The sequence below is a fragment of the Paracoccus sp. J56 genome (assembly GCF_019633685.1).
GTDB classification, from domain to species: domain Bacteria; phylum Pseudomonadota; class Alphaproteobacteria; order Rhodobacterales; family Rhodobacteraceae; genus Paracoccus; species Paracoccus kondratievae.
On sequence record NZ_JAFL01000009.1, the window covers coordinates 40,858 to 57,702 of the forward strand.

A 16,845-nucleotide genomic window follows, 5' to 3' on the forward strand; every position below is an offset into this window, starting at 1 on the left:
GGCTGGTTTGGTGCACCGTGGTATGCGAAACGCCCCGCTTATTCAACCGGGGCGACTTTTAATAAATCGAAAACTCTGTGTTTCGCAAAAATTGAAAATCCGCCGCCCGGGAGTCCGGACGGCGGAGCATATCTGTCAACCTGCGATCAGTTCGCGGGCGGAGTGGTGGTTTCCGTACCAGCAGCCGGCGGCGTGGTCGGGGCCGGTTCCTCGACGCTGATCGCGTCATCAAGGGCCTGACCGGCGTCCTGCATCGCCTCGCTTGCGGCGTCGGCGGCGCTTTCAGCAGCGTCCTGCGCGGCAGCCGCAGCGTCGCTGGCGGCATTAGTGGCATCCTCGACCGCCTCATTCACAGCGGAGCCGACCGCATCAGCGGCATTGCCGGCAGCAGCGGCTGCGTCATTGGCTGCATCAGCCGCAGCGTCAGCAGCGTTGCCGGCGGCTTCTGCCGCATCGTTAGCCGCATCGGCGGCGGCATCCGTGACCGGCTCGGTGGCGGCGGGTTCAGTGGCGGCGGGCTCGGTCGCGGCCGGCTCTTCCATCGTCGTGGCCGGTTCGGTCGTGGTGCCAGTCGCAGCCGGTTCGGTGGTGCTGCTGTCAGCCGGTTCCGTGGTCGTGACGGCCGGATCCTCGCCGGTGGTGGCGGGCTGGTCACGGTTCATGAAATACTGCAGCGCAAAATAGGCGATCGCCAGCGCCAGCAGGATGCCGATGATCAGCGGCAGCGGCGAGGCCCGGCGCTCTACCGGCTCGACATAGGTTTCGGGCGCTGCGGCCGGACTTTGCGGGTCAATGCCTTCGGTCCGCTTCGGGTCGTTAGGATCGTAATTGGCCATTGCGGGCTCCTCGCTCTTCTGGTTTTTCATCTGGCTGGGCGATAGGGGGCGCGGCCCCGGCTTGCGACCCGGCTGTCCTGCGACTAACACTTGTGTTCCGCGCAAGTTCCCTGCCTTGCCAATTTTTTTCACCTGCCCATCAAGGTGTTCTCATGACCGTCACGCAATATCTTGCCGACTGGCGCCCCTATCCCTTCGAGATTGCCGAGACCCGGCTGGAGTTCGATCTGGCCCCAAAGGGTACCCGTGTCCGATCCCAGATCGACTTTCGCCGCAAGGGCCCGGGTGATCTGGTGCTGGACGGCGCGGGGCTGAGGACGCAATCGCTGGCGATTGACGGCAAGCCGCTGGACCTGTCCCTGATCAGCAAGGATGACGAGCGTCTGGTTGTCCCGGCCTCTGCCCTGCCCGACAGCTTTACCTTTGCAGCCGAGGTCGAGATTGACCCCGAGATGAACACCGCTCTTGAGGGGCTTTATCTTTCCGGGGGCATGTTCTGCACGCAATGCGAGGCCGAAGGTTTCCGCCACATCACCTGGTATCCCGACCGACCCGATGTGATGGCGCCCTTTCGCGTCACCATCCGCTCGGACAAGCCGGTGCTGCTGTCGAATGGCAACCCGGTCTCGCGCGGGCAAGGCGAGGCGGTCTGGCACGACCCGTGGCCTAAGCCTGCCTATCTGTTTGCGCTGGTCGCGGGTGATCTGGTCGCCATTCCCGACAGTTTCACCACCATGTCGGGTCGTAAGGTCGAACTGAATGTCTGGGTGCGGCCGGGCGATCAGGACCGTGCGGGCTATGCCATGGAATCGCTTATCCGGTCGATGAAATGGGACGAAGAGACTTACGGTCGCGAATATGATCTGGACGTGTTCAACCTTGTCGCAGTCGATGACTTCAACATGGGCGCAATGGAGAACAAGGGGCTGAACATCTTTAACTCCAAGCTCGTCCTTGCCAGTGCGGAAACCGCGACTGATGGCGATTACGAGCGTATCGAGGGCGTGATCGGCCATGAATATTTCCACAACTGGACCGGCAATCGCATCACCTGCCGCGACTGGTTCCAGCTGTGCCTGAAAGAGGGTCTGACGGTCTTTCGCGATCAGCAGTTCACCAGCGATATGCGCTCGGCGGCGGTCAAACGCATTCATGACGTGCAGACCCTGCGGGCACGCCAGTTCCGCGAGGATGCGGGGCCGCTGGCCCATCCGCCGCGCCCGGACAATTATCAGGAAATCAACAACTTCTACACCGCCACCGTCTATGAAAAGGGCGCCGAGGTCATCGGTATGCTCAAGCGGCTGGTGGGCGAGGACGGCTATCGCAAGGCGCTGGACCTTTATTTCATCCGCCACGACGGTCAGGCCTGCACGATCGAGGACTGGATCAAGGTCTTTGAAGATGCGACCGGCCGCGACCTTACCCAGTTCAAACGCTGGTATACCGACGCAGGCACGCCGCGCCTGACCCTGTCCGAGGACTGGCAGGACGGCCGCCTGACCCTGCATTTCCGGCAAGAAACCGCGCCGACCCCCGGCCAGCCACAAAAGCCGCCACGTGTCATCCCCATCGCGCTTGGCCTTATCGGCCCGAATGGCGATGAGGTGCTGCCGACCACGGTGCTGGAAATGACCGAGGCCAGTCAGAGCTTTACCTTCGACGGGCTCGGGGCGCGGCCGGTGGTCTCGCTTTTGCGCGGTTTTTCCGCCCCGGTGACTGTGGCCCGAGAGATCACCGCAGATGAGCAGGCGCTCTTGCTAGCCCATGACACCGACCCTTATGCGCGCTGGCAGGCGGGACATGATCTGGCGCTGGACGCCCTGATCTTTCGCGCCACTTCCGGGACCGGCGGGGCCGAGTTCGGACAGGCAATCGGCGGCCTTCTGACCGATGCTGCGGCCGACCCCGCCTTTGCCGCCCTGTGCCTGTCGCTGCCGGGCGAGGAAGAGATCGCGACCACCATTGCCGCCCGCGGCGGGGTACCAGATCCCGACGCAATCCGCACCGCACGCGAGGCTCTGGCCCAAGACATCGCCACCGCCCATGAGGCAGAGCTGGCGCGGCTTTATGATGCGATGGAGACCCCGGGCCCCTATCGCCCCGATGCCGAGGGCGCGGGGCGGCGCAGCCTGCGACTGGCCTGCCTTGGCCTTTTGACGCGCATTGACGGCGCGGCGCGGGCGCAAGTACTATTCAACAGTGCCTCAAACATGACCGAGCGGCAGGGCGCGCTGGAGTGCCTGATCGCTGCGGGCAAAGATACCGAGGCTCTGGCCGCCTTTGCGCAAGAGTTTGGTTCCAACCGGCTGGTCATGGACAAATGGTTCATGGTCCAGCCCCTGCGTGCCGCCCCCGATCAGGCGGTTGCGCGGGCACGCGATCTGGCAGAACGGGCAGATTTCGACTGGAAAAACCCCAACCGCTTCCGCGCGCTGATCAGCGGATTTTGCGCGAACCATGCGGCTTTCCACGCCGCCGATGGTTCGGGCTATGCCTTCACCGTAGACTGGCTGATGCGGCTTGATCCGGTGAACCCCCAGACGACTGCGCGCATGTGCTCGGCCTTCGAGACCTGGACGCGCTATGACGCTGACCGTCAGGCCCATGCCAAGGCGGCGCTTGGTCGTCTTGCCGCCATGAAAGGGCTGTCGCGCAATACATCCGAGATGGTTACGCGCATCCTTGCCGGTGGCGCCTGAGCATGCGCAAACCACTCTTGCGGGGATCCCGGAGGCACGGCAATACTGCCTTTATGGATGCCCGCGAGGACATGAAACTGCGTCTTGATCCGCTGATAGCCGAGCGGGCGCCATGGCTTTTTTCGGGTCGCCGGCACCATGCGCTGGCCCGGCAGGTACTGATGTGGCTGCTGCGCTATCCGCGCACGCTGGATCTGGCGGCCGAATACCGCGACCTGCCCACCGACGAGATCATGCGCCGCCTCGCCAGCCTGATCCTGCGCGATCTGCGGGTCGAGGGGCTTGAGCATATCCCGGCCACGGGACCGGCGCTGATCGTCTCGAACCACCCCACGGGGATTGCTGACGGCATCGTGCTGAATGCGGTGATTTCGGCGGTCAGGGACGATCTGTTCGTCTACGCCAACCACGACATCCTGCGCATCCTGCCGCAATTTGACAGCCTGATCGCACCAGTCGAATGGCGGGTCGAAAAACGCTCACATGCCAAGACCCGCATGACCATGGATTACACCCGCACCGCACTTGAGCGGGGACGGATCGGGCTGATTTTTCCCTCGGGGAGGCTGGCCAAGCGTCAGGGCCTCAGCCTGCATGAGCGCCCGTGGATGGCCAGCGCAGCTATGATCGCGCGCAAGTTCGACGCCCCTATCATCCCGCTGAAGATACGGGCACGGAACTCGGCTCTCTTTTATCTGCTGGACGCGATCCATCCGACCCTGCGCGACGTGACGCTGTTCAACGAGGTGCTGAACAAGGCAAGCCAGCCCTTCCGCGTCACGATCGGTGAATCTATCCCCGCCTCGGCCCTGCCCACCCGCAGCGAGGACGGGATAGCCATGCTGCGCGAGACAGTGCTGAACCTGCCGCAGCCGGGGCCGAATGCAGTCCGCATGTCCCATATCCGCGGCCTTTCACAGCGCCGCCGCGCCGTGGCCCGTCCCCGGGCAATCGAATAAGGAAAAACGCCAGCCCGAGCGGACTGGCGTTTCACATCTTTTGTCAAAGCCAGGGATTAGATCACCATATCGTCGCGGTGGATCAGCGCCGCGCGGCCAGGATAGCCAAGGATGCCTTCAATCTCGTCACTGCGGTGCCCGGCGATGGCGCGCGCCTCGGTCGAGGCATAGCGCACCAGCCCGACTGCCAGCCGCGCCCCGCGACCGTCCAGAACGACCACCGGATCGCCGCGCCCAAAGCGCCCCGAGACAGCAGTCACCCCGGCAGGCAGCAGCGATTTTCCCTGCCCCAGCGCCCGCGCCGCGCCGTCATCAACGGTGATCTCGCCTTTGGGCTTCATCGCCGCAATCCAGCGTTTGCGGGCAGCCTGTGGGTCGGTATCGGGCAGGAACCATGTCGTCCGGGTCCCGTTCGCCACCGCCGACAGCGGCTTGAGTACCGAGCCTTCGGCAATCGCCATGGCACAACCCCCGGCAACGGCGGTACGCGCCGCCATCAGCTTGGTCTTCATGCCGCCTTTGCTGACGCCGGAAATCGGGTCTCCGGCCATTGCCTCGATCTCGGGCGTGATCTGGCTGATCACCGGCAGGTGGTGCGCGTCCGGGTCAGTCTTGGGATTGGCGGTATAAAGCCCGTCCACATCCGAAAGCAGCAACAGCTGATCAGCACCGCAGGTGACTGCGATCTGCGCCGCCAGCCGGTCGTTATCGCCAAAGCGGATTTCGTCGGTGGCAACCGTGTCGTTCTCGTTCACGATTGGCACCACGCCCAGCCCCAGCAGCGTCTGCATCGTGGCCCGGCTGTTAAGATATCGCCGCCGGTCGGTCGTGTCGTCCAGCGTCACCAGCAGCTGCGCGGTTTTGACCCCATGCGGCGCCAACGCCTCTTCATAGGCGCGGGCCAGTTTGATCTGACCGACCGCGGCGGCGGCCTGCGACTGTTCGACCCGCAGCGGCCCGGCAGGCAGGCCAAGCACCTGCCGTCCCAGTGCGATTGCGCCAGAGGAAACCAGCACCACATCGGTCCCCCGCGCCCGCGCCTCGGCCACGTCATCGCAAAGCGCGCGCAGCCAAGACTGACGCAGACCATCTGCGTCCACCAGAAGCGCCGAGCCTATCTTGATCACCAGCCGCTGCGCGCGGACAAGTTGCGGCGTCATGGCTGCCACGGCTTGTCTTCCTCATCCCCGGCGGGTTTGCGCGACGGCGCTATCCCGGACCAAAGCGCCCGCAAGACATCGGTCACGCCTTCGCGTGAAACGCCGGACATCAGCATCACCGGCCCGCCGATCTCAGCTTCCAGTGCCGCCTTGCGCTCGGCGAGGCTGTCGGGATCCAGCGCATCAATCTTGTTCAGCGCGGTCACCCGGGGCTTTTCAGCCAGCGCAGGAGAATAGGCGGCAAGCTCGGTCAGGATGATACGAGCATCCTGCGCGACATCCTCGGCCGTGCCATCGACAAGATGCAAAAGCACGCGCGAACGTTCGACATGACCAAGGAACTGGTCACCAAGCCCCCTGCCCTCGGATGCACCTTCGATCAGGCCCGGGATATCGGCCATGACGAATTCATGCCCGTCAACGCCGACCACACCAAGGTTTGGGTGCAGCGTCGTAAACGGATAATCCGCGATCTTGGGCCGCGCGTTCGACACAGCGGCAAGGAAAGTCGATTTCCCCGCATTGGGCAGTCCCAGCAGCCCGGCATCGGCAATAAGCTTAAGCCGCAGCCACAGCGTCCGCTCGATCCCCGGCTGGCCGGGATTGGCGTGGCGAGGCGCGCGGTTGGTCGAGCTTTTGAAATGCAGGTTGCCAAAGCCGCCATTGCCACCCTTGGCAAGCAGCACACGCTGGCCGGGCGCGGTCAGGTCGGCGATCACCGTCTCCTGATCCTCCTCCAGGATCTCGGTCCCGACCGGCACGCGCAGCACAATATCATCGCCCGAGGCCCCTGTGCGCTGCGCACCCATGCCATGACCGCCCGACTTGGCAAAGAAATGCTGCTGAAAGCGAAAGTCGATCAGGGTGTTCAGCCCCTCGACCGCCTCGGCCCAGACATCGCCACCATTGCCGCCGTCGCCACCATCTGGCCCGCCGTATTCGATGAATTTCTCACGGCGAAAGGAAACGCAGCCCGCGCCTCCGCCGCCCGAGCGGACATAGACCTTGGCGAGATCGAGGAATTTCACGGGCGTCATCCTTGCGGAAAATATCAGGCAGAGGGTGGGATACGCGCTTGACGCAACTGGTTCAAGGGCAGCGTGACTTTTGCTTCGCGCCAAGGCTAGATGGGCGCGACCAATGATTGGAGTCCCCATGCCGATCCTGACCTATGCCACGCTTATCGCCGCCATTGCACTTGAGGTCGTGGGCACCACCTGCCTGCAACACAGCCAGCAGTTCACCCGCCCCCTGCCGACGATATTGATGGGGATCTGCTATGCGGGCTCATTCTATTTTCTGTCGCTGGTCCTGCGCGCCATGCCACTGGGCATCGCCTATGCGATCTGGAGCGGGCTCGGCATCGTCCTTGTCTCAATGATTGGTCTGGTCATCTTTGGGCAGAAACTGGATCTGCCGGCGGTGATCGGGCTGTCCATGATCGTTGCCGGTGTCGTCATCGTGAACCTGTTCTCGGCCAGCGTGACACATTGAATCTGTTCCGCCCTTAACTTTTTGGCAATCGGATATAGATAATGTGGGGCAAGGAGGGCCGCGATGATCCACTTTGACAACAGCTATGCCCGACTGCCCGAGGGGTTCTTTACCCGCACCCGGCCAACCCCGGTGCGCGATCCCAGGCTGATCGCGCTGAACCGGCCGCTCGCAGAGCGTCTTGGGCTTGACGCCGAGTGGCTGGCAAGCCCCGCAGGCATCGCCATACTTGCCGGAAACGACCTGCCCAAAGGGGCCGAGCCGATTGCCCAGGCCTATGCCGGCCATCAGTTCGGCGGTTTCGTGCCCCAGCTTGGTGACGGGCGCGCAGTCCTTCTGGGCGAGGTTGTGGCCCCCGATGGCGCGCGCTTTGACATCCAGCTCAAGGGGGCGGGGCCGACGCCCTTTTCGCGGCGCGGTGACGGGCGGGCGTGGCTAGGCCCTGTCCTGCGGGAATATCTGGTCAGCGAATTCATGGCCGCCGTCGGTATCCCGACAACGCGGGCGCTTGCCGCCGTCACAACGGGTGAGACAGTAATCCGCGAAACCCTGCTACCCGGCGCAGTGCTGACCCGCATCGCCTCTAGCCATATCCGCGTCGGCACATTTGAATTCTACGCTGCACGCGGGGATCGTGAGCGGTTGGAGCTGCTGACCAAACATGTCATCGCCCGCCATTATCCGCAGGCCGCAAACGCCGGCGACTTGCTTGAGCTTGTGGTTCGACGGCAGGCGGCCACCATCGCCGGCTGGATGGCGCTTGGCTTTATCCATGGGGTGATGAACACCGACAATATGTCGGTTTCAGGCGAGACGATCGATTATGGTCCCTGTGCCTTTATGGATGGCTATCATCCGAACAAGGTCTTTAGCTCGATCGACGCCTATGGACGCTATGCCTGGAGCGAGCAGCCAAAGATTGCGGTCTGGAACCTTGCCCAACTGGCCAGTTGCCTTGTGCCATTGATGGGCAACGATGATGCTTCCATCGCCGAGGCGACACGCATCGTCCACAGTTTTCCGGAAATATATCAGGCCGAATGGCTTGCGCGCTTTGCGGCCAAGCTTGGCATTTCGACCCCGCGAGCCGGGGATCGGGTGCTGATCGAGGGGCTTTTGACCCTGATGGCCGCTGATGAGGCCGACTTCACCCGGGTCTTTGCAGGCCTGTCGGATGGCAGCGCACGGGCGGAGTTTGCAGACCCAACGTCTTTTGACGCATGGGCCAAGGATTGGCACGCGCGCATACGTAATCTGGCCGACGCCCCCCAGATCATGGGCCGGGCCAACCCGCGCCGCATTCCGCGCAACCACCGCATCGAAGAGGTGATTGCCTCCGCACGCGAAGGCGATTACGCGCCCTTCCACGCGCTTGAGGCAGCACTTTGCGCACCATATGAGGATCGGCCGGACTGGGGTGATTACGCCCAGGCCCCGCGCCCCGAAGAGATCGTTCACCGCACCTTCTGCGGCACCTGACCAGCAGCGAAAGGCCCATGCCCAGAAGTTCTGACCACATAAGACTCGCCAGCTATAACCTGCACAAATGCCGCGGCATGACCGGCCCGCATGCCCCCGAACGTAATCTGCGCGTTATCGAAGAGCTGCAGGCCGACGTCATCGCCCTGCAAGAGGTGGATTTCCGTTTTGGCGCCCGCCCCGAGGCCCTGCCCCGGGCACTGATCGAAAAAACGACGGGGATGGTGCCGGCCCCTTTTATCGGCACGGGTGAGAATTCACTGGGCTGGCACGGACAGACCATCCTGTTGCGCCCCGAGTTGCGCGACAAGGCCGAGATCCGCCGCCTGCCCCTGCCCGGGATCGAGCCACGAGGCGCGCTGGTGCTGCGCCTGCCGGGGCTGACGGTGGTCGCGGTTCATCTGGGGCTGATCCGCTCATCCCGGCGGGCGCAGCTGTCACGCATCATCGCTCAGGCCCGTCGCATCGGCCATGACCGCATGGTTCTGACCGGAGATTTTAACGAATGGCACGATTCGCGCGGGCTTGAGGCGCTTGAGGCGCTGCGCATCGTCACCCCGGGTCCCAGCTGGCCTGCACCCTTTCCGCGTCTGCGCTATGATCGCTTTGCCGTCTCGCGCAGTATCGAGGTGCTTGACTGCGGCGTTCTTGACAATGAGACCGCGCGGCAGGCCTCGGACCACCTGCCGGTCTGGGCCGATCTGGCCATCAATGTCCACGAAGAGGTGCCGCGCGGCTATCATCCGGCCCGGATCACCTCTCGCATTCCGGGCGAGGATGGTGTCGCAGGCGCAGAATGATGCTTTCCCGCCCGATCCCTGTGGGCTAAACAACGCCCAAACTCGTCAGGAAGAGGGACGCAGACATGACGGCCATCATCGACATTTTCGCGCGCGAGATTCTGGACAGCCGGGGTAACCCGACAGTCGAGGTCGATGTCACGCTGGAAGACGGCACCATGGGCCGGGCAGCGGTGCCCTCGGGCGCCTCGACCGGTGCTCATGAAGCGGTTGAAAAACGCGACGGCGACAAGTCCCGCTATATGGGCAAAGGCGTGCTCGAGGCCGTGGCCGCCGTCAATGGCGAGATCGCCGAGAACCTGACCGGCGAGGATGCAACCGAACAGGTTGCCATCGACCGCATGATGATTGAACTCGACGGCACCCCGAACAAGGGGCGGCTTGGCGCGAATGCGATCCTTGGCGTATCGCTGGCGGTAGCCAAGGCCGCGGCCGAAGCAAGCGCCCAGCCGCTTTACCGCTATGTCGGCGGCACCAATGCCCGCATCCTGCCCGTCCCGATGATGAATATCATTAATGGCGGCGAACATGCCGACAACCCGATCGACATTCAGGAATTCATGATCATGCCGGTCGCGGCAGAGAACATCCGCGACGCTGTCCGCATGGGCTCGGAAGTTTTCCACACGCTGAAAAAGGAACTGTCGGCTGCCGGCCTCGCCACCGGCGTCGGCGATGAAGGTGGGTTCGCCCCGAACCTCAGCAGCACCCGTGATGCGCTGGATTTCATCCTGAAAGCCATCGAAAAGGCCGGCTACAAGCCCGGCGATGACATCATGCTGGCGCTGGACTGTGCCTCGACCGAATATTTCAAAGGCGGCAAGTACGAGATGACCGGTGAGGGTAAGTCCCTGACCCCGGCCGAAAACGTCGCCTACCTGGAAGCTCTGTGCAACGATTACCCGATCCTGTCGATCGAGGACGGCTGCGCCGAGGACGACTGGGAAGGCTGGAAGCTTCTGACCGATACGCTGGGCAAGCGCGTGCAGCTGGTCGGCGACGACCTGTTCGTGACCAACCCGGCCCGTCTGGCCGAAGGCATTGCCAAGGGCTGCGGCAACTCACTTCTGGTCAAGGTGAACCAGATCGGCACCCTGACCGAGACTCTGGACGCGGTGCGCATGGCCGACCGCGCGCGCTATACTTCGGTGATGTCGCACCGCTCGGGCGAGACCGAGGATGCAACCATTGCCGATCTTGCCGTGGCGACGAATTGCGGCCAGATCAAGACCGGCTCGCTGGCCCGTTCGGACCGGCTGGCGAAATATAACCAACTGATCCGTATTGAGGAAATGCTGGGTGCTGCGGCAGAATACGCTGGCAAGTCCATCCTGCGCAGCTAAGACTGTGACCCACCGTGGAATGCAAAGGGGCGGCTGTCACGGCCGCCCTTTTCATATCCACCAGCGATGGGTCAGAGAAAACGCGCCAAGCGTAAACCGGCGACGGAACTCAGACGGCACGGCACTGGCCAAAGCCTCAATCCCCTTCGGCGCCGCGTCAAGAACTGCACGCAGACCAGCGCCGGGGAACAGGACCGGGGCAAGGATGCGCGGCAACTGGCGGCGTTGCGCCTTGGCCTCGGCCAGTTTCTTTCGGGCCCTGGCAGCAATCTGCGCCAGCACCTGCGGCGACGGGTCCCAAAGCCCAAGTCCCAACCCCTGCAGAGCAGGCAGCGCAGCAAGCCAATGGGCAAGGCCCACGCCCTCGGCCTGCGCGGCGATGATACGCCCCTCTGCCGTCGCGGCAGGATCAGCGATGGTGCCATTCAGGGCCTCGGCAGCAAACAAGGCCAATGCCACCGTCGTATCACGAACATAAGCAGCGACTGCCTCGGGACCCTCAAGCGGCTCGCGCGCAGCATCACGGCGACGTGCCCCGGCGAGAGCGGCAAAAGCAGCGGCGCGCGGCCCCCAAGCCTCGGCCAAAGGGGTAAGCAGCTCATGCGATTGCGGCTTGCCTGCACCGATATCCTCAAGCCGCTCGATCCACCATTGCAGGCGCATTTCGGCGATCAGCGGTTCATTCGAGGCGAGCGGCGCCCGCGCAAGCTCAAGGTTCAGCGCATAAAGCGTCATCAGCCCAGGCCGCGCTTTGGCTGGGGCCATCAGGCAAATGCCAAAGCGGTCGGGGTCGTGATCGCGCAGCGCGGCGGCACAGTCCTGCAAGCTCATGCCGGCGCGACCCCGTCACGGATCAGTTTCCAGCGGATGGCATCAACCAGCGCCTCAAAGCTGGCATCGACGATATTCGGCGAGACACCGACAGTCGACCAGCGGTTGCCATGGGCATCGGCACTGTCGATGATGACACGCGTTGTCGCCTCGACCCCCTCTCCGGTGATACGGACGCGGAAATCGACCAGATGCATGTCGTCGATGGCCGACTGATAGGGGCCAAGATCCTTGGCCAGCGCGCGCCATAGCGCGTTCACCGGGCCGCGGTCATGCCCCTCGGCATCGACGCTTTCACTGACCGAAAGCATGCGCGCACCGCCGATCTGGACAACAACCACCGCCTCGGACACCGATATGCGCTTGCCAAGGGCGTTGCGCCGCCGCTCGACCGTGACGCGGTAACGCTCAACGGTAAAGTAATGCTGCATCCGCCCCAGTTCCGACAGGGCCAGCAGCTCAAAACTCGCCTGCGCGCCGTCATAGGCATAGCCGGCGTCTTCACGCATCTTGACCATATCCAGGATGCGGGCCAGGGCCGGATCGTCACGGCCAACCTCGATACCGGCATCAGCAAGACGGGCGCGCAGGTTCGATTGCCCAGCCTGGTTCGACATGGGGATGATCCGCTCGTTCCCGACGGTCGCGGGATCGACATGCTCATAAGTCGCTGGGTTTTTCAGGATGGCGCTGGCATGCAGCCCGGCCTTATGGGCAAATGCCGAGGTGCCGACATAGGGCGCGGGCCGCGCAGGCGGGCGGTTCAGGATTTCGTCCAGACGGCGTGAAAGACGGGTCAGCCCGGCCAGCCCCTCGACCGAGACACCCGTTTCCAGCACCGAACGATAGGGTTCTTTCAGCAGAAGCGTCGGAATGATGCTGGTCAGGCTTGCATTGCCACAACGCTCGCCCAGACCGTTCAGCGTTCCCTGCACCTGCCGCGCACCGGCGTCGATGGCGGCCAGCGTGCAGGCAACGGCATTTCCGGTATCATCGTGGCAATGGATGCCAAGCCGTTCACCGGGAATCCCGGCGGCGATAACGGCGCGCGTCACCTGCCCGACCCGGTCAGGCAAAGTGCCGCCATTCGTGTCGCAAAGCACGATCCAGCGCGCCCCGGCCTCAAGCGCCGCCCGCAGGCAGGCCAGGGTATAGTCCGGGTCATCCGCGTAGCCATCAAAGAAATGTTCGGCGTCAAACAGCGCCTCGCGGCCAGCCGCCACAACATGCGCAACCGAGGCGCGGATATTGTCGAGGTTATCTTCAAGCGAGATTCCCAGCGCCTCGCGGACGTGAAAGGGGTGGGTCTTGCCGACAAGACAGACCGCCCGCGTGCCCGCATTCATCACCGCCGCCAGCACATCATCATTCTCGGCCGAGCGTCCGGCACGCTTGGTCATGCCAAAGGCGGTCATGGTCGCGCGGGTCGCAGGAGCCTGGGCAAAGAAGTCGCTGTCAGTCGGATTGGCGCCCGGCCAGCCGCCCTCGATGTAGTCGACGCCCAGCCGGTCCAGCATCTGCGCGATCTCGGCCTTTTCTGCCGCCGAGAATTGCACGCCCTGGGTCTGCTGCCCGTCGCGAAGCGTGGTGTCATAGATGTAAAGGCGCTGGCGCGTCATCGGGGCAACCCCTTTGGCTGGCTGATCGGTCATTGCGGCAGTTTTGCTGCGTCAAAATCCGGGCCGGGCAAAAGCTCGACCCCCAAGGGACCCATGCGGACCTCGACCCCCGCAGCAATCAGGCTTTGCTTGAGCGCATCGACCGCCGAGAAGTCCTTGCTGGCCTTGGCCTCGGCCCGCAGCGCGGTCATACGCTCGGCAAGGTCCGAAAGGTCAGGGCCAGAGGTAATCCAATCGCCCAGTTCATCGGTCAAAAGACCCAGCATCCGCGCCCCTGCCAGCAAGCCCGGGCCGTCGCCCCGCCCTGCAAGCTCGTGCAAGGCCGCAATTGCCCCCGCGGTATTAAGGTCATCAGCAAGCGCAGCGATGACAGCGGGGGCCGGGCTGGGCGCGGGGTCGATCCCCGCGCCCAGCCCGCGCCAGCGACGCAGAACTGCCTCGGCCTCGCGGGCCTTTTCGGCAGTCCAGTCCATCGGTTTGCGATAATGGGTCGACAGCAGGACAAAGCGGATCACCTCACCCGGGATGCCCTGATCCAGCAGATCGCGGACAGTAAAGAAGTTGCCCAAGCTCTTGGACATTTTCCTGCCTTCGACCTGCAACATCTCATTATGCAGCCAGACACGGGCAAAATCGCCATGCGGATGGGCGCAGCAGCTTTGCGCGATCTCATTCTCATGATGGGGGAATTGCAGGTCGATCCCACCGGCATGGATGTCAAAGCTTTCCCCCAAAAGCTCATAGGACATGGCCGAGCATTCGATATGCCAGCCCGGCCGCCCACGTCCCCAGGGGCTGTCCCAGCCCGGCAGATCATCGTCCGACGGCTTCCACAGGACGAAATCCATCGGATCTTCTTTAAAGGGCGCGACCTCGACCCGTGCCCCGGCGATCATATCATCAACCGAGCGCCCCGAGAGCTGGCCGTAATCAGCAAAGCTGCGCACCCGGAACAGCACATGCCCGTCCCGCGCATAAGCATGACCGCCCTTGATCAGCGTCTCGATCATCAGGACCATCTCGCCGATGTAATCCGTCGCGCGCGGTTCATGATCCGGGCGCAGTGCGCCAAGCGCGTCCATATCGGCGTGATACCAGCCGATTGTCTCATGCGTGCGCTCGCGGATCAGCTCTTCCAAAGTACCGGGCGCGCCAGCCTCTTTGCGAGCCAGAGCGGTCGCGTTGATCTTGTCATCAACATCGGTGAAGTTGCGCACATAGGTCACGTGATCCGTGCCATAAGCGTGGCGCAAAAGCCGCACCAGAACGTCGATCACCACCACCGGCCGGGCATTACCCAGATGCGCGCGGTCATAGACTGTCGGGCCGCACAGATACAGGCGCACATTCTGCGCATCTATAGGCCGAAAAAGCTCTTTTCGGCGTGTTCTGGTGTTCGTCAGCCTGATTTCGACCATGACTTCCCCTTTGCGGGCGTCGTCAGGTCACCATGAACCGCCCGCCTGAAATTTCAGCCGGTAATGGTGCAACGGATAGTGGCGGTTCCTGCCTTCATGCGCCCGCCTTAAACCATTGCCTTGCCTCTGCCAAGAGAGGCTGCAAAACTCATTTCATGAGCCGAGATCTGGTCAATGAAATCTGTGCCGCACAGCCCGGGGCCGAATGGTCCGACCCTTGGGGTGGCGGCCATGACTGCTGGAAGGTGGCGGGCAAGATCTTTGCCCTGACCGGTGCGGTCGGCACCCATGTTTCGGTCAAGACCGACAGTATCGAGGTTGCCGAATTCCTGATCGAGACCGGGGTCGCTGACCGGGCGCCCTATATGCACCGCAGCTGGGTGGCGATGCCGCTTGATTCGGCCCCAGATGAGCTGGCGCATCGCATCCGCCACTCGTACCGGTTGGTGCGGGGTGCACTGACCAAAAAGGTACAGGCAAGCCTGCCCCCGTTGTAATCCCCGGAAATGAAAATGGCCGGCCCGAAGGGACCGGCCAGAGGCGGAGGGCGAGCGACTGCCCCCCTTTCCTGTCATTCCAGCAAGATCAGGCCGGAACCTGCGACGCGAGTTGCTGCAGCAGGCCGTCCATTTGCTTGCAGAGCGCCTCTTCGGTGGTGTTCTGTTCCTTGGCGGCGTCCGACAGCGAACGCTCGACACCCATGGCCGACACGGTGCCTTCTTTGCCTTTGGCTTCGGCGGCGTCGCCCTTGGCGGTGTCACCGGCCGGGATCATCGCCAGCAGTTTGGTCTGAACCTCGACAGCCTTGCCGTCGATATAGCCTTTTTCCTGGCAATAGCTCAGCACACCCAGCTGGTTGCGCGCGCTTTCATAAGCAGCACCGGCGTCCTGGCCCGGGATGGCAGCAGGTGCCTCCGGGGCGGCCGGGGCAGCTTCTTGCGCCAGCGCGATGCCAGCGGACAGGCCCAGGGCCAGAGCGGACACGGTTGCGAAACGTGCGATCATCTTGATCTCCGTTGGTTGTGTTGTGCCCAAGTTGTGGCACGCGCCGAAACCGGCCGCAAATCGCGTCGGCGGATTGCCGCTTTCAGAAAAAGAGATTCAGCGGAAAAGCACCAGAGACCCGGGGGACCAGCTCACATTCGCGCGGGTCCCGACATCCTGGACCTCGCGGCCAAAAACGTTTCGCATGGCGATTCGGACCGGGCGGGCCTTGCCGTCAAAGCTGCCAGATCCATCCAGACGGACGTCGTAATAGGTCATGTCCCCGTAATAGACGACCTCGTCGATCACCCCTTCGGCAACGCGGTTTGCCCCCTGAGCCCCGGGGGCGATCAGAGACACCGCCTCGGGCCGGAACCCGACCGAAGGGCCCTCATCCCCCGGATCGGCACGGCTGACATTCGCCATGGGAATATCGACCCGCCCCAGTCCCGGAGCCTCGATCTGCACTGCATCGGCGGTTTCACCAAGCACCCGCGCCGGCAGAAAGTTCATCACCCCGATGAAATTCGCGACCCGGCGGCTGGTCGGACGGGCGTAAAGCGCCTCGGGCCCGTCAAGCTGGGCGATCTGGCCCTCGAACATGACGGCGATACGGTCAGACATGACCAGCGCCTCTTCCTGGTCATGGGTGACAAGGACAAAGGTGATGCCGACCTGACGCTGCAGCTTGATCAACTCAACCTGCATCTGCTCGCGCATCTTGCGATCCAGCGCCGAAAGCGGCTCGTCAAGCAGCAGCACCTTTGGCTTAAGGATCAGCGCCCGTGCCAGCGCCACCCGCTGACGCTGCCCGCCAGAAAGCGCGTGGCTCGCGCGCGCACCATATCCTTTCAGGCCGACCATCTCTAGCGCCTCTTCGACCGCAGCGGCCTTCTCAGTGCGCGAGCGGGGATCACGGCGCAGCCCGAAACCCACATTCTCGGCGACAGTCAGATGGGGAAAGATCGCATAGGACTGAAAGACCATGTTTGTCGGGCGGCGGTTTGCGGGCACGCCCTCCATGTCCTGCCCATCAATCAGCACCGCGCCTGAGGAAATATCCTCAAAACCCGCAATTGTGCGCAAAAGCGTGGTCTTGCCACAGCCCGAGGGGCCAAGCAGCGAAAAGAATTCGCCTGCACGAATGGTCAGGTCGATCCCCCGCAGCGCATGATAATCGCCATAATGTTTCTGCACCCCCCGGCATTCGATCATCGGCT

The 16,845-nt window shown here is 63.3% G+C and carries 15 protein-coding genes; 7 read left to right on the forward strand and 8 right to left on the reverse strand.

Translation table 11 applies throughout. The annotated features are described in order from the left end of the window. Window positions 1-146: 146 nt before the first annotated feature. Window positions 147-836, reverse strand: a complete 690-nt coding sequence (locus M511_RS08420; RefSeq protein ID WP_010394839.1) for a hypothetical protein — start codon at window positions 834-836, stop codon at window positions 147-149. Window positions 837-988: 152 nt separating this feature from the next. Between M511_RS08420 and pepN the strand changes: the two genes are divergently transcribed. Continuing rightward, entirely contained in the window at window positions 989-3,538 is a 2,550-nt protein-coding gene (gene pepN / locus M511_RS08425; RefSeq protein WP_085501928.1) for an aminopeptidase N, read from the forward strand. A 53-nt stretch (window positions 3,539-3,591) separates the two neighbouring features. Then, window positions 3,592-4,497 carry a 1-acyl-sn-glycerol-3-phosphate acyltransferase gene (locus M511_RS08430; protein ID WP_085501929.1) on the forward strand — a complete coding sequence of 302 codons (906 nt, stop codon included), beginning with the start codon at window positions 3,592-3,594 and terminating at the stop codon, window positions 4,495-4,497. A 56-nt stretch (window positions 4,498-4,553) separates the two neighbouring features. Here M511_RS08430 and proB read toward each other — a convergent pair whose 3' ends face one another. Together proB and obgE are read right to left on the reverse strand one after the other, a co-directional pair. After that, window positions 4,554-5,657, reverse strand: a complete 1,104-nt coding sequence (gene proB, locus M511_RS08435; protein WP_176224529.1) for a glutamate 5-kinase — start codon at window positions 5,655-5,657, stop codon at window positions 4,554-4,556. Next, entirely contained in the window at window positions 5,654-6,685 is a 1,032-nt protein-coding gene (gene obgE / locus M511_RS08440) for a GTPase ObgE (RefSeq protein WP_010394829.1), read from the reverse strand. Before obgE ends, proB begins: the two co-directional genes overlap by 4 nt. Before the next feature lie 127 nt (window positions 6,686-6,812). On the opposite strand from obgE, the gene M511_RS08445 reads away from it, so the two are divergent. The 4 genes from M511_RS08445 to eno all read left to right on the forward strand — a co-directional run bounded on the left by M511_RS08445 (window position 6,813) and on the right by eno (window position 10,773). Next, entirely contained in the window at window positions 6,813-7,151 is a 339-nt protein-coding gene (locus M511_RS08445) for a DMT family transporter (protein WP_010394827.1), read from the forward strand. A 63-nt stretch (window positions 7,152-7,214) separates the two neighbouring features. Beyond that, complete coding sequence (locus M511_RS08450) at window positions 7,215-8,630, forward strand: protein adenylyltransferase SelO (protein ID WP_085501931.1); 1,416 nt, start codon at window positions 7,215-7,217, stop codon at window positions 8,628-8,630. Window positions 8,631-8,647: 17 nt separating this feature from the next. After that, window positions 8,648-9,430, forward strand: a complete 783-nt coding sequence (locus tag M511_RS08455) for an endonuclease/exonuclease/phosphatase family protein (protein ID WP_029371755.1) — start codon at window positions 8,648-8,650, stop codon at window positions 9,428-9,430. 65 nt (window positions 9,431-9,495) lie between these two features. Further along, window positions 9,496-10,773 (forward strand): phosphopyruvate hydratase, encoded by a 1,278-nt coding sequence (eno, locus tag M511_RS08460; protein WP_010394821.1) that lies wholly within the window; start codon window positions 9,496-9,498, stop codon window positions 10,771-10,773. A gap of 51 nt (window positions 10,774-10,824) precedes the next feature. On the opposite strand, the gene M511_RS08465 is transcribed toward eno, so the two are convergent. From M511_RS08465 to cysS, 3 genes are read right to left on the reverse strand one after another with little or no spacing between them, the layout of a single operon-like run. Beyond that, window positions 10,825-11,604 (reverse strand): squalene/phytoene synthase family protein, encoded by a 780-nt coding sequence (locus M511_RS08465; RefSeq protein WP_010394818.1) that lies wholly within the window; start codon window positions 11,602-11,604, stop codon window positions 10,825-10,827. Then, entirely contained in the window at window positions 11,601-13,223 is a 1,623-nt protein-coding gene (gene cimA, locus M511_RS08470; RefSeq protein ID WP_085501979.1) for a citramalate synthase, read from the reverse strand. The genes M511_RS08465 and cimA overlap by 4 nt, the downstream gene beginning before the upstream one ends. 29 nt (window positions 13,224-13,252) lie before the next feature. Beyond that, a complete protein-coding gene (cysS, locus tag M511_RS08475; protein WP_085501932.1) occupies window positions 13,253-14,641 on the reverse strand; it encodes a cysteine--tRNA ligase in 1,389 nt (462 codons plus the stop codon). Window positions 14,642-14,796: 155 nt separating this feature from the next. On the opposite strand from cysS, the gene M511_RS08480 reads away from it, so the two are divergent. Next, window positions 14,797-15,138 carry an MmcQ/YjbR family DNA-binding protein gene (locus M511_RS08480; protein WP_010394813.1) on the forward strand — a complete coding sequence of 114 codons (342 nt, stop codon included), beginning with the start codon at window positions 14,797-14,799 and terminating at the stop codon, window positions 15,136-15,138. Window positions 15,139-15,226: 88 nt separating this feature from the next. Here M511_RS08480 and M511_RS08485 read toward each other — a convergent pair whose 3' ends face one another. Together M511_RS08485 and M511_RS08490 are read right to left on the reverse strand one after the other, a co-directional pair. Beyond that, on the reverse strand, window positions 15,227-15,646 hold the full coding sequence (locus M511_RS08485; protein ID WP_010394812.1) for a pore-forming ESAT-6 family protein: 420 nt from the start codon (window positions 15,644-15,646) through the stop codon (window positions 15,227-15,229). 96 nt (window positions 15,647-15,742) lie between these two features. Then, on the reverse strand, window positions 15,743-16,840 hold the full coding sequence (locus M511_RS08490; RefSeq protein WP_029371751.1) for an ABC transporter ATP-binding protein: 1,098 nt from the start codon (window positions 16,838-16,840) through the stop codon (window positions 15,743-15,745). Between the last annotated feature and the right edge of the window lie 5 nt (window positions 16,841-16,845).